Genomic DNA, 21,400 nt, shown 5'->3' with positions numbered 1-21,400 from the left:
AACACCACCGCCGTTGTACTCATGGAACACCGGACGACTTCACGTCCGCGGGCGGCGGCTGTTGTCGCGGGCGGAGGCGGCGACCATTGCGTGCCCTGCGTGACGTCGATATTCGTTGCCGGGCGCCGGTTGTTGCCCTGTCGTATGTGGCCAGGGGGTCGTCAAGACAGCTCGCCCATCCTAGGCGGACAAAGAAACGCTTACTGCAGATGTTGCGGCCGGCGGCGCGTTAGGGGACCTTGTCCAGGTGCTGGGGGCAGAAGGTGCTGACGCCAAGCTTACGGATCGACTTCAGCTCTTCGTGGGTGAACTTGATTCCGGCAGGAGCGGTAACTAGTGCATCGGAAGCGGCGGCCGCCTCCGCTACCTTGCCGTTTTCCACTCCCTTGTCGTAGACGTCGCAGAAGGTCTTTGCGATCTCGAGCTGGTTCGCAGTGTCCGGCGACTTCATGGCGGGGTGGGCTGATCGCAGAGCCTTCAGGAACTTCTCATCGTCTGTTGCTGCTGGAGCTGTGCCTGATACCGCCTTATCGGCGGCGTCCAGCTCTGGCATGCAGATGTCAACGACGGTGTCCTTGGCTGCAGCGTAGGAGTCACCCACTGACCACGAGCCGGAGTCTTCCCACGCCTGGACGAAATCCTCGAACAGGACCTGCATCTCGTGAAGAGGCTCGGCAAGCTCAGGTTTTGCGGTTTCTGCTACCTCAGCGAAGCGAGTGGCGAATGAGTCAGCTTTCTGAGCAGTGTCCGCGTCGACGGACTTTACCTCCGTCAGGAAGCCTATGGAGTTGTTGGCCAGGGAACTGGAGCCCTCGCCAAAGAGGGACATGCAGGTGGTCAACAGGGGCACCGTGTTCTTCTTCAGAGTGGCGGCGGACGCGGACGGCGACGGCGATGGTGACATTGCCATCTTGGTTGTTTCGGCCGGCGCTCCACATCCGGTCAGTATCAGTGCGGCTGCGGTCAGCAGCGAGAAAGGCAGTGCTTTCAAAGGGTCCCCCAATAGAAATTCCTGTGCCTGATGACTACAGGCGTCCTAATGATACTTGTCCTGATGTTCCCATGGTCCGGAGTGCTCAGGGCTCGCTGCCCTGCTTGTTCAGTGTCTGGTCTATGATGTCCCGCAATCTCCAACAGCGTCTGTGTTGACAGGTCCTTGCTCAGGGAACGGGCAGCGAAGGTCTTTACCTCTGCTTCCTTTGTCGATATGAGAAGGTCCAGCTGGGCCTGCACCTCTGAGTCCTCCTCTGTGAGGTAGCTGACCACGACACCGGAGAAGTCGGCCAAGGCTTCAAGCAGAGGCGTGTCCGTAGTCATGGGTCCAGTGCCTGGCGCGCATGTACGCCCACCGCGCCAGGGATATGAGTACCCCGCACTCGGCGATGGCTGCACTGATCTGGGGATAGGCGTAACGAGGTCGCGGAATGCAAGCTCGAGGACGAGGGGAAGCAGAGCTGCTGGATGAAGCGACGCAGCCGGCCGGGATCAGCGGCACGCTGTGGCGAATGGATCGTCCCCCGTGGCCGACGGCTCGCCCCTCAGGGGAGAACCCGGGAACGGTCCTCCGAATCATGCCCGCGACGTCAGCTACGGACACCGGTGCTCCCACCTAGGGGCTCGCCTGACTTTGGAAGTAGCTAAGTCACGCGCGGCGCAGCAGCTCTTGCCGCTTCCATTCGAACTCTTCGGGGGATACGAGGCCTTTGTCCAGGAGCCGGGCCAGCTCCTCGATCTGCAAGGCGGCCGTCGGCACGACAACAGGGGCACGGTTTGCGTGGCCCGAACGGATCACGGCCTGGATCAGGAAGCTGGCGAGCATGACGATGACTCCGAGGACGATGAGCGTCCAAGTCAGGGCTGTCGCGCCAGCGATGCTGTCACGGCACTGGGCGACATAATTTGTGACGCCAAGACCGTACTCGGGGGCGATCGCGTCCATGTATGCGGCCACGCTGTCTGGTTTGAACGGGGCGCCGCAATTCGCGCCAGCCGCAGAGAAACCGCGAAGCAGGCCCGCGACGATCAGGGCGGCGCCGGCGCCGATGCCCCAAAACCAACCTGATCCTGGCTTCTGCAGTCGGGGAGCGGCAATCGCCATGGTCTCGAACGGGGCCGCTGGTCCAGGGTGGCCTGGCTGCAAGGGCGTGACGGTTTTCTGCACATCCGGGCTCAGAGCAAAGCCGTCCCGGACGGAACCCCACGCGGTGCCGTCAAAGTAGGCAACAGCTGCCGGATTCTGAATGTGCGCGTACCAGCCAGGCTGCACAGTGCCTCCCCATTTTCGAGCGGAAGCACAAATCCAGCGTGGTGCTGATTGGCCGGACCCGCTGGACCTCCAACAGAATACAGCGGCAGCCGGCGTGCAGTCGGCCGTCAAGACCCATGGCCAAATGTCCGGCCGACTCCACGACGGCGTGATCCAGGTCGAGCAGGCGCACAGGTGGTACCGCACCGGGCGCCGGAACGGCCTCCCGGACCAGGCACGACAGGTGGCGTGTTGCGCACCCTCGTGCGCCTGGAGAAATGTGAACCCGGGCTAACACCACAACTTAGGCGTCGACGATGCGGTCACGAAGATCTGCACCCTGCCGTTGCTCGCCAGCGCCAACATACTTAGTGGAACGATTTCTGAACGTCGTGGCAAGGCGTGCTGAGGAACGTCAGCGCTCCATACAGCGGCGCTCTCACCCGAACAGTCAACTCCCGTTATGGGACACCAACTCCTCGATACCACGCAGCGGCGCCGGACCTTTAGCCCCGCAGTACCCACGCCGCGTTGTTCGGCTGCAGCCACCCATCCTCGGCCAGCGGTTCGGCGCTGAGCAGCACCGATCCGGTGGGGAGTTGCACGGGTTCGGTGCCCATTGCGACGGCGACGAAGAAGTCCGCGCGGCGTTCGCAGATCAGCAGGTTCCCGACCTCGACGCGCCAGGCGCCGCCGTCGTTCGGTCCGAAGACCTCGTTCTTCCACAGCAGCCGGCGCAGCTCCAATGCCTCGGTGACCAATGCCAGCGAGCACTCCGGGTCCTGCTGCTGCTGCAGTTCGATCGCGTGCGTGCCCCAGCCCTCGGGCTGCGGCAGCCACGGCTCTGATGCCTGAACCGCGGCGGCACCTTCAGCCAGCGAAAACCCGTGGCTCAGCGCGTCGTCCGGCGTCCAGGGCAGCGGGACACGGGCGCCGTCGCGGCAGACGCCCCCGGGCCCACATCGGATCCACCCGGGACTCCAACGGGACGTCGACCTCGGGCAGCCCGAGCTCCTGGCCCTGGTACAGGTACGCCGGACCCGGCAGGCCCAACAGCGCAACCAGCGCGGCGCGGGCCCGCAGGGCGCCGACCTCTCCGCCGCCGAAGCGGGTCACGGAACGGACGATGTCGTGGTTCTCCAGTGCCCAGGTTGGCGTGGCGCCGTGCAGCTGCCGTGCGGCTTCGAGCTCATTCCCGGCGGCGGCCCACGCCGCCGGGTCCCAGCCCAGCATCACAAACGCGAAGGCGAAGGCCTGCTGCATCTCATCTGCGCGGGTGTAGCGGGCGGCGGGGGCCGGTTCCAGGTTGACCTCGCCCACCAGCAGGCGGTGCGGCTGGTAATTTTAGGCTAGAGTGCACCGGCAGCGGCAGGACTCCGCCAGAGTAGGGCGAGTCGGGCAGGCCTCGGCCTTGAACAGGGCATGCGCGACGCCTGTGCGTAGGCCGTCCACAACCTTGTCGAACCAGACCGCAGCCCTCCTCCGAGTAGTCGCCGACGGCCGGGTTGCCCCAGTTTCACTCGGGCTGCCAACGGAAGAAGAGGTGAATGGGGCCAGAATAGTTCTGCCGGTGAACGCCACATACTGTAATTTCCCAGCCAATGCTCAGCTTGGGGATCTGTATAGCTATAGTTTGTTCGGGGGGACGAATCTGTCATCTGGTCTGACACAGGCACCTGGTCTGATACAGGGCTACATCTCAGTGACACCGCGCGGCGGAGAAGCCACCCAGAGAAATTAGCCAAACCAGTTAGACAGGATCTGCAATGACAGAGAAGACAACTTTGCCGGACGCTGCCCGTGACGGCAAAGCCCAGGCAGCAGCGGACAAGGCATACCGCAAGGCATCGCGGCCTTGGTTCAAGAAGAAGCGTTTCCTTCTCCCTCTGATCATTGTCGCGATAATGATCATTTCGGGTATTTCAACCGCGGGCAAGGGCGATTCTTCAGCTACTGTCGCTCCGTCCTCGGAGACAACGGCAGCGGCGCCTGCTGCTGCGGCCCCCGCAGCAGCGGCAGCCCCCGCAGCCCCTGCTGTCCCCACCGAGTACAAGTCCGCGCTGAAGAAGGCGGAGTCCTACTCCGAGACTATGCACATGAGCAAGGCTGGCATCTACCAGCAGCTCACGTCGGAATATGGCGAGAAGTTCTCGCCTAAAGCAGCGCAATACGCGGTTGATAACCTCAAGGCAGACTACAAAGCAAATGCCCTGGCGAAGGCCAAGAGCTATCAGGAGACTATGTCCATGTCTCCGGAGGGCATCCGCCAGCAGCTGACATCGGAGCACGGCGAGAAGTTCACGCCGGCGGAAGCCGATTACGCGGTTAAGAACCTGGGCTAGAAGACACCAAACTGAAGGGGCTCCCATTTGGGGGCCCCTTTGTTGTGTGACGTCCTAAGCGTGGGACTTCAGGCGTTACGACGTGGGCCCAACGTTCTGACTGGGAAACTTGGACTGTGCATCAGAAAATTTCGGGCTGCCCGGAATGTGCACTGAGTATGCCGAGCCCCGATCGAGCTGAGCGGTGTCGGGACATTTGTGATCGGCCGGACGGAAATGGTGCCGCCCACAGGATCAGGGGCACAGAGTCAAATTCTTCTCCAGGATCAGCCTCGCAACGGGTGAATCCCGCCTTTTCCGTCGTTCGCCTTTATCAGCGGGCGACTATTCGACCAGAATACCCACGGGCGCCAGAAACACGCAGCGGCGAAAGGGATGGATGGCTGCCATGTCAGAATTGTCGCTGTATTCTGTTGGATGTCCAGCGGGCCCGGCGAGTCAGCACTGTGCTGGATATGCTTCCCGCGCGTAGGAATGGGGAAGCAAGAATGCAGCCAGGTTGGTACTCGCACGTTCAGAATCCGGGCTCGGTCGCCTACTTTGATGGCAAGGGTTGGGGGACAGTGCGGGATGGCTTTGCGCTGAGTCCCAAGGTCCAAAAGACCATCCTCCCTTTGCGTCCCGGCCACCCTGGACCGCCGGCGCCATTTGAACATCTGGCAATGAGCAGCCCCCGCGCGCGCAAGCCCGGGTCTGGATGGTGGTGGGGAATCGGCGCTGGCGCGTTCCTGATTCTCTGCGGAATCGTGAGCGGCTTCAACCCTGCAGGAGCCAACTGCGGCGCGCCGTTCAAGAAGAGCAGTGTTGCCGAGCTGATGGATGCGATGGCACAGGACAGCGGCCTTGGCTACACGGGTTACGCTGCCGAATGTCGTTCAAGTATTGCGGCTGCAACCGTGTGGGTTTGGGTCCTCATCCTTATCGGCGTCCTTGTGTTGCTGGCCAGCGCGATCATCATGGCGGTACTAAGCTCCGGCCAGGCCAACCGGCCGCTGGCCCCGGCACCGACGACCGCGAGCCAGATCGAGGACTTGGCTCGACTCCGGGGCAAAGGCCTGGTGACAGCCGAAGAGTTCGAGTGGAAGAGGCAAGAACTGCTGCGCCGCTCCTGAAGTCGCTGAAGGGCAAGCGTGGGCATTTGGGCAACACTGATCGGGACTAAGGGCGCTGGGGCGGCCGCGGTCGCTGGACGGATGACACCGCCGGTCTGCCTCCACGGTCTCATCGTCGGATGCGCCGTGCAGGCAGGCACGACCTTGGTCCAGGGCGCAGTAGGCGGTGAAGATCCCGCTGCCGTTGACTTTCTCTCCGCTGCAGTCGCCTACAGCGGTCTCGTCCAGCGGGAACGGCTCACCCACCGCGATCGGGTCGCCCGGACCCCCGCGGGGTTTCAGGGGCTGGCCGGGAAAGACCAACGGCCGGGCCGCCTTCGGGTCCTGACAACCGAGGGTGCATCCTTCAATCGCCATGGAAAGTTCGAAATCGTCAATGTCCTTGTGCTGGCCGGGGGAGCGGGCCGCCCAAAAAGTCCCAAGTGATCTTCATGTCTGGATCCTTTCTTTCTTCGGTGACGCACCCGACACATATGGTTGGGGTATCCGCACCCCGGCCACCACCGGGAACGTCATCATCGCATCCAGAACCATTGAAATAGGGGACATGAAACGCTACATCTCTGCCGTCCTGGCAGCCGTACTCATCTCCGGGCTCAGCGCCTGCGGGGGAGGGGGACAACAAGCCTCCTCAACCTCCGAATCGGCCACCCCGTCGCCCACCAAAACGGCCCGCCCGGTGCCGGACGTGATCGGAGTCAACTTCCAGGACGCCCGAAGGACGCTCATCGACGAGGACTTCGTCTCCGTGCAGATCCTCGCCAAAGACGGCAAGGAATGGACCGGCACCTTCCCGGACAAGACCGTACTGGTGACATCCACGGACCCGGCCGCCGGAGTCATCACAGACACGGCCCTCATTAAGGTCACCGTTGGCGTCACCGAAGCGGAAGTGGCGGATGCAGCCAAGAAAGCCGCAGCCCAGGCCGCGGAAGCGGCCGCCACGGCGAAGCTTGCCGCCCGGTACACCTTCGACTGCAGCGGCTCCTATGGGTTCACCGAAGGTGCACCAGGCGTCTACAAGTCCCTCAAGGAGGTCTGGGCCAGCCCGGAGTACAAAGACAAAAACTCCGGGACCTGCCATATCGAAGTCGACGGCGGGGATGCCTACGACGCCACGCCGCTGCTGCCCAGCGAGCAGTCCGTGGCAAAGGTCGTCGCCCAGCACGGCGGGGGCACCTACGGCAGCCCGGCAGGGGACTTTGGAACAGCACTGGAACTGTGCGCCAAACCGGCATCCGACTACGCCGACCAAGTGAGCGGAGTTCCGGGAGCGACGCGCGCCGACGCGTACGGTGCCCTCGCCCTGTGCCCGGATGCGCCCCACGCAGGGCTCCTGCGACAAGTGGCAACGACTGTGAAGATTCAAGACGGCACCTACACCGTTGGCAAAGACCTGGCGGCAGGGACCTACAGGACCAAACCCGGTGCCAAGGACTGCTACTGGGCCCGAAGCAACGGCGGCGGCGACATCATCGACAACGGCTTCGTCGGGTTCGCCCCGAATGGCGTCACTGTCACCGTATACCCCGGTGAAGGCTTTGAGTCTAACAACTGCCCCGTCTGGACGAAGATCGGATAGTCACCACGCCGAGTAAGGACCCGGCCACACCTCGATGGTGTGGCCGGGTCTTCTGCGGAGTGGACTGATTAGGGCGCGAAATCTTTGAGCCCGTGGCTGCCCCCCCTTCTCAAGGTCATACCGACGGATTCTGTTGCTCATAGAAAAGACCCATCGTTGGAGCCGGTCTCGTTGACCCAGTCAAGGATGGACGCGGTGGGCCAAACCTTCGGATGTCGGCAACGAGTGCTCCGGCAACATCGTGGCAAGACGTACTCACGAACGTCAGCGCTCCAGACACGGACGCCCGCACCCGGACAGTCAACTCCTGTTATGGGGACCACCAACGCCTCGATGCCACGCAGTGGCGCAGCTCTCTCAGTCCCGCAACACCCACGCGGCGTTGTTCGGCTGCAGCCAGCCGTCCTCCGCCAGCGCTGCCGCGCTGAGCAGGACCGATCCCGCGGGCAGTTGCACCGGTTCGGTGCCCATCGCGACCGCGACGAAGAAGTCGGTGCTCCGTTCGCAGATCAGCAGACTCCCCTCTTCGACGCGCCAGGTGCCGCCGTCGTTCGGTCCGAAGACCTCGTTCTTCCACAGCAGCCGGCGCAGCCCCAGTGCTCTGGTCACCAGTGCCAGCGAGGACTTCGGGTCCTGCTGCTGGAGTTCGATCGCGTGCGTGCCCCAGCCCGCCGGGATGGGCAGCCACGGCTGCGCCCCCGTTTCAGCCAGCGAGAACCCGTGGCTAAGCGCATCGTCGCCGGTCCACGGCAGCGGGACCCGGGCGCCGTCGCGGCAGACACCGCCGCGGGCCCACATCGGATCCACCCGGGACTCCAGCGGGACGTCGACCTCGGGCAGCCCAAGCTCCTGGCCCTGGTAGAGGTACGCCGGACCGGGCAGACCCAGCAACGCGACCAGCGCGGCGCGGGCCCGCAGCGCGCCGACCTCGCCGCCGCCGAAGCGGGTCACCGAACGGACGATGTCGTGGTTCTCCAGCGCCCACGTCGGCGTGGCGCCGTGCAGCTGGCGCGCGGCCTCAAGCTCGTTCCCGACGGCGGCCCACGCAGCCGGGTCCCAGCCGAGCTTCACGAACGCAAAGGCGAAGGCCTGCTGCATCTCGTCCGCGCGGGTGTAGCGGGCGGCGCGGGCCGGTTCCAGGTTGACCTCGCCCACCAGCAGGCGGTGCGGTTCATACTTCTCCGCCAGGGTGCGCCAGCGGCGGTAGACCTCGTGGACTTCCTCCTGGTCCGAGACCTGCGGGTTGGACCGCAGCCCGTCCACCACCCCGCCCGCGGAGGGCGAGTCCGGCAGGCCGTCGGCCTTAAACAGGGCATGCGCGACGTCGATCCGGAGGCCGTCCACACCCTTGTCGAACCAGAAGCGCAGCACACCGTCGAAGTAATCGCCGACGGCGGGATTGCGCCAGTTCCAGTCCGGCTGCTCGGGGGAGAAGAGGTGCAGATACCAGTCCGTGTCCGTTTCGGAACCCGGGTTGGCGCGGCTCCAGGCGCGTCCGCCGAAGACGCTCTGCCAGTTGTTCGGCGGAACGTCGCCGGCACCGGAACCCGCGCCGCCGCCGTCGGACATGTCCACCGGACCCGGCACAAAGTGGAACATGTCCCGCTCCGGCGAGCCCGGGCCGGCCGCCAAAGCCGCCTGGAACAGCGGGTGCTCCGAGGAGCAGTGGTTGGGCACGACGTCGAGCAGCACCCGCAGGCCCAGCGCGTGCGCCTTAGCCAGCAAAGTAACGAACTGCTCCATGGTGCCGAACAGCGGGTCCACGCCGCAGTAGTCGGACACGTCGTAGCCCTGGTCCACCTGCGGGGAGGGCTGGAACGGGGTCATCCAGATCCCGTCCACCCCCAGCGCGGCGATGTACGGCAGCCGCGCGGTGAGCCCGGCGAGGTCGCCCACGCCGTCGCCGTCGCCGTCGGCGAAGCTGCGCGGATAGACCTGGTAGATGACGGCGGACTGCCACCACTCCGCGGCGGGCGTGAAACTGGTTTCCTCAACAGGGCTCATTTGCTCGCGCCCGCGGTGAGGCCTTCGACGATCCGACGCTGAAAGACCAGCACCATGATCACCAGCGGGACGGTGACGATCACGCCGGCGGCCATCTGCTCGCCGAAGGGCGCCTGGAATTCGGTGGCGCCGGTGAACTTGGAGATCGCCACGGTGGCGGTCTGGATCTTCGGATCGTTGATCATGGACAGCGCGATGATGAACTCGTTCCAGCTGTGGATGAATGTCAGGATCGCGGTGGTGAAGACGCCCGGCGCGGCGAGCGGCAGCAGCACGCGGCGGAACGCCTGCCACTTGGTGCAGCCGTCGATCATGGCGGCCTCTTCGAGGTCGAACGGCAGGGCCTTCATAACGGTCGTCTGCCGGGTCTTCAGGCCGCGGGCGAGGTAGCCCGTCTCGTAGCGGAGGCTCTTGACCGCAGTCTCAACGCGTTCGCGGGTCTCGTCCAAGTAGCCCACCAGCCCGTTGACCACCCGGGAAACAGCGGCGGGGGAGACGCCGGCGTGCTTGGCGACATCGCGGATGGTGACCACTGTTCCTCCTCCCTGAGGGTGCTTGCGGGTGCTGCGTAAACGGACTACGGAAGCCTAACGCAAACGGTTTACGTAAACGGTTTCGTTGGGCGCTGCACCAACGCTAAGGGGAGAGCCGGATAAGGCGTGACTGTTTAGCAAACAACGCCCTTAGGAGGGGTTGCGGCGCCCGGCCCGTCGAACAGTGCGCTGGTGCTGCTCTGGGGCACCACCACGTGGACGGCGTTGCGCTGGACGGTGAAGTCGGTGGGAGTGGTGGTCGCGATCTCGCCGTCGAGGTTCACCGGCAGCGGCTGGTCGGTGACCAGCCGGACACGCCTGGTGGTCAGGTGGTACACGCGGTCATGTTTGATGAAGCTTCCGTCTTTGAGCAGCCGCGCGATACTCACGTGCTCCCGGACGGGCCCGGCCAGGATGGCGTAGATGTCAAGGATGTGGTCATCGATCCCTGCGGTGGGGGAAACCGTGTTGCCGCCGCCGTAATGTCGGCCGTTGCCGACCGCCAGCTGAAGCAGATCCTCGAGCTCCAGCGGCTCATGGTCGCCCTCCGGGAACTCGAGGCGGGCCCGAAACGACTTGTGTCGGGCATAAGCCCGAAGCGTGGCGATGCTGTAGGCCAATGGCCCGATGTACCGCTTCAAGCGGGGGCTGAGCGCTTCGGTAACCGCCACCGAGAGGCCCACGGATGCGACGTTGAGGAACGGCTCACCGTTGGCCCGGCCGAGGTCGATGTCCACCACCTTGCCTTCGGCGACGGTGGCGCACGCCTCGGCCAGATTGTTCGGTATCTCCAGCGTGCGGGCGAAGTCGTTGGCGGTGCCCAGTGGAAGAACGCCGAGCGCAACGTTGGTGCCGGCGACCCGGCCGGCGGCGTAGGACACCGTCCCGTCGCCGCCGCCGACAATGACCAAATCGTGTCCGTCCGCAAGCACCCGGTCAAGCGTCCCGGCCAGGTCTGCCCCGGACAGCACATGGTGCACGGCGGAGATGGGCACGCCTGCCTTGCGCATCGTGTCCATTGCTAATTCGTGGGCCGCCCCTCGGCGTGATCCGGCGTTAATCACCACGGCGGCAGAGCGTGCGTCCCGGGCAGCCTTCATGCGGAACATGGTAGGCCGCGGACCTGTGAATTCCGTTAGCCGGCCACCGCCGCCTTCGCGGCCTGCGAGGCCGCCATCCACTCGCTCAGCCACGGGGCCCGGACGCTCGACGTGATCCGGCAGTCGGCCACAAAGGTTCCCTTCGCGCCGGCGTCGATCCAGTCCTGGAGCGCGGAAAGGTCCGCCAGCGAGCGGACGATCGCCGACTCAGCACCGAGCGCCCGGGCGACGCCGCTGAAGTCCACCTCGGGGATCAGCATGGGCTTCTCGGTCAAGCCCTGAGATCCGTACTGGTGGATTTCGGCTCCGTAGGCGGCATCGTTGTAGATCACGACGACGGCGCTGCCCGCCGCCCCAATCAGCGATTCGAGGTCGGACAGGCCCATCAGGAAACCGCCGTCGCCGGTGGCCAGCACCAGGGTGCGGCCGTCCTCCACTGCGCGGGCTGCCCCGACGGCGCTGGCAAGGCCCAGTCCGATGGTCTGGAAGGCCGTGCCCACCATGACCAGGTCCTGCGGCCGCGGGATGTGCCAGTACATGGGTGCCCAGCCAACGAAGTGCCCGCCGTCCTGGACCACCGTGCGGCGCTCCGGCAGCACCGCGTCCAGTGCCTTGGCGAGGGAGCGCGGGTCCAGCCGGCCGTCCGGCGTCTCCGCAGAGCCGGGGTGGTGGGCCGGTCCCTCGGCCAGGCGTTTGCGGGCTTCCGCGCGCCAGGCTTCCGCGGGGCTGGCGGCCGGTGCGGCCGGGTTATCCAGCAGCGCAAGGATGCGTTCCGCGGCGGACTTCACGTCCCCGCTGACGAACGTGTCCACCCGGGGGTGCGTCGGCTGCAGGGCGGCGTCGATCTGGATGACCGTGCTGTCGGGGCCGAGCAGGTGCCCGAACCGCATGGTGAAGGGACTCAGGCTCGCCCCCGCCACGAGGATGACATCGGCCTCACCCATGAGCCCGGCCGCGGTGTCAGTACCGAAGCCGCCCGCGACGCCGAGGTAGCCGTCGCCCTCGAGGAGGTTGAGCGCCAGCGCGGTTCCGGCGGTCAGCGCGCCCAGGCGGTCGGCGAGCTTCCGGAGCTCCGGACCGGCGCCGGCGAGATGCGCGCCGCGGCCGGCGAGGATCAGCGGCCGCTTCGCCCCGGCGAGCAGGCGGGCCACCTGCCCCAGGCCGCCGTCGACGTCGTCACTCACTGCCGATGCCAACGGCGCCGGAAGCTCTCCATCTGCCGCCTCAAGTGCCGCGAGGTCGTAGGGGATGGCAATCACGACGGCGGTGCGCTTGGTGAGTGCGTACTCCACCGCCTGCCGCGTGATGGAGCCCGCGGCGTCGCGGGTGACGGTGAAGGTGGCCGCGCCGAGGCCTGCGGCGATGGCCGCCTGGTTCACGTCCTGAGGGCGGGCGCCGCTGGTGGGGGCATCCCCGGTGACCAGCACGACGGGAATCTGCGCCTGGACCGCCTCGGCCAGGGCAGTGAGCGCGTTGGTGTAGCCGGGGCCGTAGGTAGTGGTGCCCGCCGCGAGACGTCCTGACGCCCGGTAGTAGGCGTCGGCTGCGGCGATGGCGGCGCCTTCATGGCGGACGGCGGAGAAGCGAAGGCCCAGCTTCTCAGCGGCGTCCAGGAAGTAGACGTTTCCGTTCCCCATGACACCGAAGAGATCGGTGAGATAGCTGCTGAGAACCTGTGCCACGCGGCCGGAGACGGTGAGTGAAGTCATGCAGAAATCTTGTGGGCTGCGTCACGAATCGGCAAGTGCGTGATTTTTGGTTGGGATTTTTGGCAGTCGATAGTGATTCAAAGTGAAAATCTGCACGCTGGTGGCGGGGGACATGCGCGCTTAGTTGGATGGGCGGGATTCCTGCTCCGAGAGCCGGGCCAGGAGGCCGTCGTAGCGCGGGGGCATGAGTTCCAGCACGGAGATGGCGGTGCTGGTCCGCTGGATGCCGTCGATTTCCAGGATCTGGTTGGTGATGCGGTAGAGGTCGGCCGTGCCGCGGGCCACCACCTTGGCCATGAGGTCCGCGTCCCCGGTAGTGGCGTGCACCTCGATGATCTCCGGGATCGCGGCGAGCCCGTCTTCCACCGCCCCGGTGCGCGTCTGGCTGATGGACAACGACAGGAAGGCCATCAGTTCATAGCCCAGCGCGGCGGGGTCCAGCCTGCGGCTGAAGGACCGGAGGGCGCCGCTGCGCTCGAGCCGGGCCAGCCGGGCATGGACAGTGTTCCGGGCGACGCCGAGCGTCCGCGAGAGTGCCAGGGCGCTGGCTTCGGGGTCCTTGTCCATGGCCAGGATGATCCGGCCGTCGAGGGAATCCAGGGTGCGAGGGTTCGGGTTGGTCATATTTTCACCGCAAACTGTAGGAGTTGAGCAGAAGTCCCAATGGGATGAGGGTAGCTTGCATTGTGTGGCGGGTCACAATCATGATCAGACCTCATGACCCATGATCAGCTCCTCACCGCCCCGGACACAGCACTTCCCGCCCTGCGTGGAGCTGTGGCCGGACTTCCGTCCTACGTCCCCGGACGGCGGAGTGCCGGCCTGGACATTGCGGCCCTCGCCAGCAACGAGAGCCACTACCAGCCGCTGCCCGCGGCCGCCGCTGCGGTGACCGAGGCGGCCGGCACCATGAACCGCTACCCGGACAGCGCCGCCGTCGAACTCCGCGAACGGCTGGCACGGCACCTGGGCGTCACCGCCGGGGAGATCGCGGTGGGACCCGGCAGCGTGGGCGTCCTCCAGCAGATCATCACCGGACTGTGCGACGCCGGCGATGAAGTGATCTTCGCCTGGCGCTCCTTCGAGGCGTACCCCATCCTGGTGGAGCTGGCCGGCGCCCGGCCGGTCCGCATCCCGCTGGATGACGCCGAGGGCCAAGACCTGGAGGCCATGGCCGCAGCCGTCACGGACCGCACCAAGGTGATCCTGCTCTGCACCCCCAACAACCCCACCGGCGTGCCCATCGGCCACGAGCGCATCGAAGCGTTCCTGCAGTCCGTCCGCTCCGACATCCTGGTGGTGGTGGACGAGGCGTACGTGGAGTACGCCGAGGCGGGCAGCGGCCCCGATTCCCTGTCGCTCTACCGCCAGTACCCGAACGTCTGCATCCTGCGCACCTTCTCGAAGGCCTACGGACTGGCCGGCCTGCGCGTGGGCTACGCCGTGGCCGCGCCGGCCATCGCCGAGGGGCTGCGCCGCACCGCCCTGCCCTTTTCGGTGAGCGCGCTGGCCCAGAAGGCTGCGATCGCGTCGCTGGATGCCGGGGACGAAATGGAAGCGCGGGTGGCCGCCGTCAAGCAGGAGCGCGCACGGATGGCCGCGGAGCTGGAAGTGCAGGGCTGGAAGCTGCAGCCAAGCCAGGGCAATTTCCTGTGGATCCGGGCGGATGACACCCTCCGGGCAACACTGATGGACGCGTTCGACCGCGCAGACATCCTGGTGCGGGGCTACCAGGGCGACGGCGTGCGGATCACCGTTGCCGATGCCGCATCCAACGACCGCGTGCTCCGGCTCTTGGAAGCCCACGCCGCCTGACCACTCACTGACCTTTTACCTACCCGTTCCACCTACAACCAGAGGAATCCTCAATGGAACAACAGACAAAGACGTCTGGCCGCGCCCTCGGCGCGGCACTCAAACCCCGCCAGCTCACGATGATGGGCCTCGGAAGCGCCATCGGCGCGGGCCTGTTCATCGGCTCCGGCGCCGGCATCCAGGCTGCCGGCCCGGCCGTGCTGATCTCCTACCTGGTGGCCGGTACCCTCATCATCCTGGTGATGTGGGCCCTCGGCGAGATGGCCGCCGCCAATCCTGACAGTGGCGCCTTCTCCGTCTACACGGCCAAGGCGTACGGGCCGGTGGCCGGTGCCACGGTGGGCTGGCTCTGGTGGCTGCAGCTCGTGGTGGTCATCGCGGCCGAAGCGCTGGGTGCGGCCGGCCTGCTGGCCACCATTTTCCCGGCTCTGCCGGTGTGGCTGATGGCCTTCGTGTTCATTGTGGTGCTCACCGCCGTGAATCTCACCAGTGTGAAGAACTTCGGCGAGTTCGAGTTCTGGTTCGCCCTGCTCAAGGTGGCGGCGATCGTCGGGTTCCTGCTGGTGGGCTTCGCACTGCTCTTCGGCTGGCTGCCGGGCGTGCAGTCGCCGGGCCTGTCCAACTTCATGGGGGAGGGCTTCGCGCCCAGCGGCTTCGCCGGGATCGCGACGGCGCTGTTCGTGGTGGCCTTCGCGTTCGGCGGCACCGAGATTGTGTCCGTGGCTGCTGCCGAGACGGCTGAGCCGGCCCGCAGTGTAAAGAAGGCAGTCCGGACGGTGCTGTGGCGCATCCTGGTGTTCTACATCGGTGCCATCTTCATTATCGCGGCCGTGGTCCCCGTGGGATCGGACGGGCTGAAAAGCCCGTTCGCCGCGGTGCTGGACGCCGCCGGCATGCCCGGTGCCGCCACCGCGATCACCCTGGTGGCCGTCGCCGCGCTGCTCTCGGCGCTGAACGCCAACCTGTACGGCGCGTCCCGGATGGCGTACTCTCTCGCGGAGCGCGGTGAGGCGCCGCGCCTGCTTGCCTCGGTGTCCAAAGCCCGGGTTCCGGTAGTTGCCGTCCTGGCCAGCGTCGCCTTCGGCGTGGTCACGGTGGTGCTGGAGCTGGCCTTCCCGGAGATGGTCCTTCCCGTCCTGCTCAACATCGTGGGCTCCACCTGCCTGCTGGTGTGGACGTCCGCTCTCCTGGCCCAGCTGGCACTGCGCCTCCGCGCCGACCGCGAGGGCACGGAGCTTCCCCTGCGGATGCCCGGCTTCCCGGGGCTCACAGTGTTTGGCCTGGTGATCCTCGCGGCGATCTTCACAGTGGGCTTCATCGGCGAGGATTCCCGTCCCCAGCTCCTGAGCACTTTCGCCCTCGTGGCGCTGCTGGCGGTGGGTTGCTGGCTGAACCAGCGGAACCGGAAGGTTGCGCCTGTTGCGGAGTCCCCGGAGCGCGCCAAGGAACCGGTGCTGATCGACTAAGTCACGTGCTGCGGACCCGCATGAGGGGTTCGGCGCACGCGGAGGGCGCGTCCGGCTTTGGCCGGGCGCGCCCTTCCGTTCTGTTTTTCCAGTTGCGAGCGGTCTGCGGTTTCAGGCGTTCACGGTGCTTCGCAATCCAGCCCCTTCAGCCGCGCGGAACCCATGCGGTGTCGTTCGCCTGTGGACACCCGTCTTCCTCCAGCGGTGCCGCGCTCAGCAGCCCCGTGCCGGCGGGCAGCCGCACGGGTTCGTCGCTCATTGCGACGGCGGCCAGAGAGCGGTTTGCGCTCGCCGATCAGGAGGTACCCGGCCTCGACCCGCCAGATGCCGCCGTCGTGAGTCGTGAAGACCTCGTTGTTCCACGGCTTCCGGCGCAGTTCCAGAGCCGCCTTGGCAAGGTTCAGCGAGAAGCCTTGGTTCTGCCCGGCGTCGGCCCTCCAGGGCAGCGGCACGCGGGCACTGTCGCGGCAGACTCCGCCGCGCGCCCACATGGGATCCACCCGGGCCTCCACCGGCACGTCGACCTCGGGCAGCCCGAGCTCCTGGCCCTGGTAGAGGTCCGCCGGACCAGCGCCGCGCGGGCCCGGGAGGCACCGGGCTCACCGCCGCCGAACCGGGTGACGGTGCGGACACTGTCGTGGTTCTCCAGCGCCCAGGTCGGCGTGGCGCCGTGCACCAGACGCGCGGCTTCGATGTCATTGCAGACGGCCGCCCAGGCGTCCGGGTCCCCGCCGTGCTTCACGAACGCGGACGCGAACGCCTGCTGCATCTCGTCCGACCGGGTGTAGCGGGCGGCGCGGGCCGGTTCCAGGTTCACTTCGCCGACCAGCAGGCGATGCGGCTCATACTGCTCGGCCAGGACACGCCACCGGCGGTACACCTCGTGGACTTCCTTCTGGTCCGAGACCTGGGGGTTGGACCGCAGCCCGTCCACCACACCGCCCTCCGACGGGGAATCGGGGACCCCCTCGGCCTTGGACACCGCGTGCGCGACATCGATGCGAAGCCCGTCCACGCCCCTTGTCGAACCAGAAGCGCAGCACGCCGTCGAAGTAGTCGCCGACCGCCGGGTTGCGCCAGTTCCAGTCCGGCTGGCGGCCGAGAACGGGTGCAGGTACCAGTCGCGGTCCGTCGCCGAGCCCGGGTTGGCGCGGCTTCAGGCCCGGCCGCCGAAGACGCTCTGCCAGTTGTTCGGGGGAGTGTCACCCCCGGGACCGCGGACGAAGTGGAACATCCCGCTCCGGCGAACCTGGAAGAGCGGGTGCTCCGAGGAACAGTGGTTGGGGACGACGTCGAGCAGGATGCGCAGCCCCAAGTAGTGCTCCTGCTCCAGCAGGGACTCGAACTCCGCAAGGGCTGGAACGGGGTAATCCAGATCCCGTCGACCCCCAGGGTGGCGATGTACGGCAGCCGTGCGGCGAGCCCGACGAGGTCGCCCAGGCGTCGCCGTCCCCGTCTGCGTGTTTGAAGGCCCCGGTTGTGTGCTCAAAGCGACCGATCACTGGGTTGGCGCGTACATAAAGTCTTTCCCTCTTGGGGTGAAAGGACGTGCGGCCAGGTGCCTGTAGGTAATCTCGAAGCAGACGCCATCTAAGATTCAAGCATGACAGTATGGCCGCCCATCTCACGTGACGATCTAAAGACTGCTGCAGGACGAGCAGGATTTGACACGACTTTTCCTCTACTGGTCCGACGCCTTATTGCAGAGACGGCTCAAGGTTTGACAGAGCTCGACATGCCCGGAGGTTCAGGGACGGCGGTGGGCGGCTTTGACGGTGTCGTCAAAGCAACCGGACAGACGGTGGAGGTTCCCGAAGGGACATCTGTTTGGGAGTTATCCGTGGAGAGAAGCGCGGGTAGAAAGGCGAACGAAGACTACGACAAGCGCCTCGAGGGTCCCGACGAGCCCACTACTACAGTCACATATATCCAGGTAATTCTTGCCACATGGAGGGACGCGCGGAAGTGGGCAACCGCGCGAACGTCCGAGGACCGCTGGAAACAAGTTCGAGCGTACAACCTCGACCAGATCCACGGATGGCTGGATCGAGCCCCAGCCAGTACGGCGTGGCTTGCAGGCCAGCTTGGTTTGGACATGCCCGGAGTACATGCGGCAGATAGCTGGTTCGAGGACGTCTGGGTGCCATCGACCACGCCGGCCTTGTCAGAAGACTACGTCCTTGCTGGTCGAACCAATGAATCCGTTCATCTTGCATCACTTTTGGCGTCCGGCCAAAGGGCTATCACTGTTTCTGGAGAAGTAGCACCGCAAGAGTTCTATGCGTTCGTCGCTGCCACCGTACTCGAAACGAAGGCCGCTGAAGTAGGTTTGGCGGCGAGGACACTTTTTATCGACGACAAGGGCAGTCTGTCCAAGCTTGTCGGACAAACCCAGCCGATGGTCCTGGTGCTGGCAGATGCTACGTTGGCCGCAGAACTTCCGGTTCGCCATACACACCAACTGATCCTGCTGGCGCCACCCGGCAGCCAAGCCGATGTTTCTGTGGCTCGGCCGGATTCGGAGACTATCTCCAACCTCTTGAGGGCGGCCGGGGAAACATGGGAACGTGCCGATAATCTTGGCGCAATGGCCCGAAGGAGCTTTTCCAGCCTTAGACGAGCATTAGCTAATACTCCCGCCACACTTACCCCGGACTGGGCTCGCGATCCGGACGTGATCCGCCGCCGGCTCATGCTGGTCGGCGCCTGGCATGGATCTAGCGAAGGTGATCGACAGATAGTCGAGCAATGCATAGGGCATTCGTATTCTTATGTTCAGGAGGCCGCGCTTGCTCTTGCCCAGATCAGGGATACTCCCATGCTCGGCCGGGTCGATGAACAATGGCACCTTCTGGCAGCCGAGGACACGTGGATGCTCCTTGGGCAGTGGCTGACTCGCGATGATCTCATTGCGTTGCAATCTGCGGCGCTCAAAGTCCTTGCACAGATCGACCCCTTTCTCGGCCTGACGCTCACGGAGCAGTTGATCTCGCAGGCGCGGGGCACCCGGCAACCGTACTCCAGATACCTGCGTAGGGGCCTGGCCCGATCATTGGCTATTGTGGGGGCCACGGAAACCATCGCCTCCTCCGCCTTGACAGTAGGCGGCGATATAGCCCGCCAGACGGTCCGAGACATTCTCGAGAAAGCCAACGCTGAATCAGCATACAAACTATGGACATCGTTGTCGGCAGATGTCCTCGGACTCCTCGCCGAGGCCGCACCCGAGGAATTCTTGACGGCCATGCAGGAGGGTCTAAAGGGCCAGGACCCAGTGCATGCCAAGATGTTCACTGATTCAAAAGAAGGAGCCTCGGTCTTTGGCGTCGCGGCCACTCATACAGGCTTTATGGCAGCCCTGGAGCGGCTTGCTTGGTCGGCTGACTACTTTGATGAATCCGTAGACGTCATGGCCAAGTTAGCTGCTCTAGACCCAGGCGGGCATTACGCTAATCGCCCCAGTAGTAGCCTGGTACACCTCTTCAGCTGCTGGCGTCCAAATACAGTGGCAAACGAGGATCAACGACGCGCTGCACTGCAACGCCTCCTCAAGAACGAGCCGACGGTAGCCCGCCCCTTATTGCTCGACCTTATCCCTAACGAGCATGACAGTCAGTTTGGACATAGTGCCCCACAAATTCGCGACTGGAAAACGGAGCCACAACTTACTTGGGCCGAAATACACCGTAACGCTAATTCAGTCAGCCAATTGCTGCTGAACGACTTGGACGATGAGCCCGAGCGCTACCTGAGCTACATCGAGAAAGTTGATCATGTATCACCCGCGCACCGTCGAATATTCATCGACCGCCTGCTTGAGTTCAACAGGGACTCAACCGATGATGTGCGTTTGTCCCTCTTCGAGGCTTTGCAGGCGAAGGTAGCCCATCACCGGGAGTACGACGACTCCGCTTGGGCGCTGTCGGCCGAAGACCTGGATCGTCTTGAAGCTGTATGTCGGGAGATGGCTCCGCGCTCGGCCTTGCTTCGATCAATGTGGCTATTCAAGTCTGTGATGGTGACCTTGGGAGATATATCTCGAAGCGATAGTTATGAAGAGTACGACAAAGCCGTTGCACAACGCCGGGCCGAAGCGGTTGCAGAGGTAATTCGAGAAGGAGGCCTTGACTCCATCGCCCAACTCGCTGGCAGCACGCAATACCCGCACCTCGTCGGCGCTGCACTTGCAGCCGAACCAGACGAACTAGATGCACCAATGGTGGCATGGTTATCCGAAATCGGCTGCCGGTTTTCGGTAGCCCATGCATATTTTGTCTGGCGCTTCAGAGACGGGCAACCCGACCTAGCGGATAGCCTCCTTGAGGCGACTGACGACAACAGGGCGCGATCGAGTTTGCTGCTCGCCATAGATGACCCACTCGTGGCCTGGTCGAAGCTGAAGAGATTATCCACTGAAGTTGCTGACGAGTACTGGCGCCGTTTTCAATATTTTGGGCTAGGACATGCCTTCGCTCGTGTTGTCGAGGCGGCTCGCGGTCTCCTTAGTGTCCACCGGAATGCCGCTGTGCTAGACCTAATTTACCTGTACCTCAATTCTGTCGCCGATTCTCAAGAAGCCGCAGAAATCACCATGCTAGCTTGTGAAGGCCTGCTGGAAGCTGAAGCTGGGGACCCTGAAGTGCAAGGAATAAGCGCCCACACCTACGAGCGCATCTTCGCCTTTTTGCATCAGTATCGTGAGCAGTTCGGGCTGCAACGGCTCATCAAGATCGAGGCAGCACTCTTGCCGGCTCTTGGCTTTGAGGCTAAAGTCCCCAGCATCCATCTTGCTCTGAGTACCGATCCGGTGTTCTTCGCCGAGATGGTCTGTCTCATACATCCTCCGGAAACTCCTCAACCTGAACCTATGAACGAGCGTGCGGACAAGAACGAATCAGAAGCAGTGAACGAGCGCCGCAGGAGCGACCTCGCGTTCAAAGCCTTGACTTCCTGGCACGGCTTCCGGGGCCTCGGGGCAGCAGAATCGGTAGAGACGGCCGTGCTTCGAGACTGGGTGGCTACTGCTCGGGAAAAACTTCGAGAGCTTGAACGCCCTGCTAGTGGAGACCAGGAGATAGGTCAGGCCCTTGCCTCTGTTGCTCCGGATCCCGACGGAATGTTTCCGCCGAGGGCAGTAAGGGATCTGCTAGAGGAGCTGCGAAACGATGAGATCGAGAATGGGCTTCGATTCGCCATCGAGCGGAAACGTGGCGCGACCACGCGCGGCATGTACGACGGGGGCACGCAAGAGCGGCAGCTCGCTGAGCGGTTCCGTGCGGCCGCCCTGGAATCCATCAGCTGGCCGCGTACACGACGGCTTCTGCGGCGGTTGGCGGACAACTATGATTTCGAAGCCCGAGTGCATGAGAATGATGCTGAAAGATGGAGGCGCGGTCTTGAAGGCTAGTTTTTGCAGCGAGGCGGGCACAATGTGACACCCTGCAAACCGCTAGCAAGCGGAGTCCGGTACCGCACTTAACTCAAGGATGTTC

General features: G+C 64.6%; 15 protein-coding genes and 3 pseudogenes. 6 read left to right on the top strand and 12 right to left on the bottom strand.

Features of this window, described 5'->3' with window-relative positions:
- Positions 1-229 precede the first annotated feature (229 nt).
- From AC6EUH_RS14235 to AC6EUH_RS14215, 5 genes are all read right to left on the bottom strand, one after another.
- A complete protein-coding gene (locus AC6EUH_RS14235) occupies positions 230-991 on the bottom strand; it encodes a DUF732 domain-containing protein (protein ID WP_499739047.1) in 762 nt (253 codons plus the stop codon).
- Positions 988-1,317 carry a hypothetical protein gene (locus tag AC6EUH_RS14230; RefSeq protein WP_499739046.1) on the bottom strand — a complete coding sequence of 110 codons (330 nt, stop codon included), beginning with the start codon at positions 1,315-1,317 and terminating at the stop codon, positions 988-990. The genes AC6EUH_RS14235 and AC6EUH_RS14230 overlap by 4 nt, the downstream gene beginning before the upstream one ends.
- A gap of 325 nt (positions 1,318-1,642) precedes the next feature.
- Positions 1,643-2,266, bottom strand: a complete 624-nt coding sequence (locus tag AC6EUH_RS14225) for an SHOCT domain-containing protein (protein WP_499739045.1) — start codon at positions 2,264-2,266, stop codon at positions 1,643-1,645.
- 485 nt (positions 2,267-2,751) lie between these two features.
- Positions 2,752-3,006, bottom strand: coding sequence for a hypothetical protein (locus tag AC6EUH_RS14220; RefSeq protein ID WP_499739044.1), 255 nt, complete (start codon positions 3,004-3,006; stop codon positions 2,752-2,754).
- A gap of 109 nt (positions 3,007-3,115) precedes the next feature.
- Positions 3,116-3,565 (bottom strand): alpha-amylase family glycosyl hydrolase, encoded by a 450-nt coding sequence (locus AC6EUH_RS14215; protein WP_499739043.1) that lies wholly within the window; start codon positions 3,563-3,565, stop codon positions 3,116-3,118.
- 446 nt (positions 3,566-4,011) lie between these two features.
- Between AC6EUH_RS14215 and AC6EUH_RS14210 the strand changes: the two genes are divergently transcribed.
- The 3 genes from AC6EUH_RS14210 to AC6EUH_RS14200 all read left to right on the top strand — a co-directional run bounded on the left by AC6EUH_RS14210 (position 4,012) and on the right by AC6EUH_RS14200 (position 7,281).
- A complete protein-coding gene (locus tag AC6EUH_RS14210) occupies positions 4,012-4,587 on the top strand; it encodes an Ltp family lipoprotein (RefSeq protein ID WP_499739042.1) in 576 nt (191 codons plus the stop codon).
- Between the two features lie 662 nt (positions 4,588-5,249).
- On the top strand, positions 5,250-5,699 hold the full coding sequence (locus AC6EUH_RS14205) for an SHOCT domain-containing protein (protein WP_499739041.1): 450 nt from the start codon (positions 5,250-5,252) through the stop codon (positions 5,697-5,699).
- A 547-nt stretch (positions 5,700-6,246) separates the two neighbouring features.
- On the top strand, positions 6,247-7,281 hold the full coding sequence (locus AC6EUH_RS14200; RefSeq protein ID WP_499739040.1) for an Rv1352/Rv1906c domain-containing protein: 1,035 nt from the start codon (positions 6,247-6,249) through the stop codon (positions 7,279-7,281).
- Positions 7,282-7,638: 357 nt separating this feature from the next.
- Here AC6EUH_RS14200 and AC6EUH_RS14195 read toward each other — a convergent pair whose 3' ends face one another.
- The 6 genes and pseudogenes from AC6EUH_RS14195 to AC6EUH_RS14170 all read right to left on the bottom strand — a co-directional run bounded on the left by AC6EUH_RS14195 (position 7,639) and on the right by AC6EUH_RS14170 (position 13,251).
- Positions 7,639-9,285 (bottom strand): alpha-amylase family glycosyl hydrolase, encoded by a 1,647-nt coding sequence (locus AC6EUH_RS14195; protein WP_499739039.1) that lies wholly within the window; start codon positions 9,283-9,285, stop codon positions 7,639-7,641.
- Positions 9,282-9,632 (bottom strand): annotated as a pseudogene (locus AC6EUH_RS14190) (carbohydrate ABC transporter permease); the annotation flags it as partial. The pseudogene AC6EUH_RS14190 and the gene AC6EUH_RS14195, both read right to left, overlap by 4 nt.
- A 60-nt stretch (positions 9,633-9,692) precedes the next feature.
- A pseudogene (locus tag AC6EUH_RS14185) lies at positions 9,693-9,818 on the bottom strand (LacI family DNA-binding transcriptional regulator); the annotation flags it as partial.
- A gap of 134 nt (positions 9,819-9,952) precedes the next feature.
- Entirely contained in the window at positions 9,953-10,918 is a 966-nt protein-coding gene (locus tag AC6EUH_RS14180; RefSeq protein WP_499739038.1) for a lipid kinase, read from the bottom strand.
- 35 nt (positions 10,919-10,953) lie between these two features.
- A complete protein-coding gene (locus AC6EUH_RS14175) occupies positions 10,954-12,627 on the bottom strand; it encodes a thiamine pyrophosphate-binding protein (RefSeq protein ID WP_499739037.1) in 1,674 nt (557 codons plus the stop codon).
- Between the two features lie 120 nt (positions 12,628-12,747).
- The gene (locus AC6EUH_RS14170; RefSeq protein WP_499739036.1) at positions 12,748-13,251 is read right to left on the bottom strand and encodes an Lrp/AsnC family transcriptional regulator; all 504 of its coding nucleotides are present in this window, start codon (positions 13,249-13,251) and stop codon (positions 12,748-12,750) included.
- A gap of 93 nt (positions 13,252-13,344) precedes the next feature.
- Between AC6EUH_RS14170 and hisC the strand changes: the two genes are divergently transcribed.
- A complete protein-coding gene (gene hisC, locus AC6EUH_RS14165) occupies positions 13,345-14,442 on the top strand; it encodes a histidinol-phosphate transaminase (RefSeq protein WP_499739035.1) in 1,098 nt (365 codons plus the stop codon).
- Between the two features lie 53 nt (positions 14,443-14,495).
- A complete protein-coding gene (locus AC6EUH_RS14160; RefSeq protein WP_499739034.1) occupies positions 14,496-15,908 on the top strand; it encodes an amino acid permease in 1,413 nt (470 codons plus the stop codon).
- 400 nt (positions 15,909-16,308) lie between these two features.
- On the opposite strand, the pseudogene AC6EUH_RS14155 reads toward AC6EUH_RS14160, so the two are convergent.
- Positions 16,309-17,223: pseudogene (locus tag AC6EUH_RS14155) on the bottom strand (alpha-amylase family glycosyl hydrolase).
- Positions 17,224-17,511: 288 nt separating this feature from the next.
- Between AC6EUH_RS14155 and AC6EUH_RS14150 the strand changes: the two are divergent.
- Complete coding sequence (locus tag AC6EUH_RS14150) at positions 17,512-21,315, top strand: hypothetical protein (RefSeq protein ID WP_499739033.1); 3,804 nt, start codon at positions 17,512-17,514, stop codon at positions 21,313-21,315.
- Positions 21,316-21,400 lie beyond the last annotated feature (85 nt).

This window comes from Arthrobacter sp. 001422645, assembly GCF_059816125.1.
This window is presented reverse-complemented; position numbering and strand designations above follow the sequence as displayed.

Bases quoted from the DNA above. Each gene is read 5' to 3' on its own strand.
- AC6EUH_RS14230 (WP_499739046.1), bottom strand. From the start codon at position 1,317: ATGACTACGGACACGCCTCTGCTTGAAGCCTTGGCCGACTTCTCCGGT.
- AC6EUH_RS14210 (WP_499739042.1), top strand. From the start codon at position 4,012: ATGACAGAGAAGACAACTTTGCCGGACGCTGCCCGTGACGGCAAAGCC.
- AC6EUH_RS14205 (WP_499739041.1), top strand. From the start codon at position 5,250: ATGAGCAGCCCCCGCGCGCGCAAGCCCGGGTCTGGATGGTGGTGGGGA.
- AC6EUH_RS14200 (WP_499739040.1), top strand. From the start codon at position 6,247: ATGAAACGCTACATCTCTGCCGTCCTGGCAGCCGTACTCATCTCCGGG.
- AC6EUH_RS14195 (WP_499739039.1), bottom strand. From the start codon at position 9,285: ATGAGCCCTGTTGAGGAAACCAGTTTCACGCCCGCCGCGGAGTGGTGG.
- AC6EUH_RS14180 (WP_499739038.1), bottom strand. From the start codon at position 10,918: ATGAAGGCTGCCCGGGACGCACGCTCTGCCGCCGTGGTGATTAACGCC.
- AC6EUH_RS14175 (WP_499739037.1), bottom strand. From the start codon at position 12,627: ATGACTTCACTCACCGTCTCCGGCCGCGTGGCACAGGTTCTCAGCAGC.
- AC6EUH_RS14170 (WP_499739036.1), bottom strand. From the start codon at position 13,251: ATGACCAACCCGAACCCTCGCACCCTGGATTCCCTCGACGGCCGGATC.
- hisC (WP_499739035.1), top strand. From the start codon at position 13,345: ATGACCCATGATCAGCTCCTCACCGCCCCGGACACAGCACTTCCCGCC.
- AC6EUH_RS14160 (WP_499739034.1), top strand. From the start codon at position 14,496: ATGGAACAACAGACAAAGACGTCTGGCCGCGCCCTCGGCGCGGCACTC.
- AC6EUH_RS14150 (WP_499739033.1), top strand. From the start codon at position 17,512: ATGACAGTATGGCCGCCCATCTCACGTGACGATCTAAAGACTGCTGCA.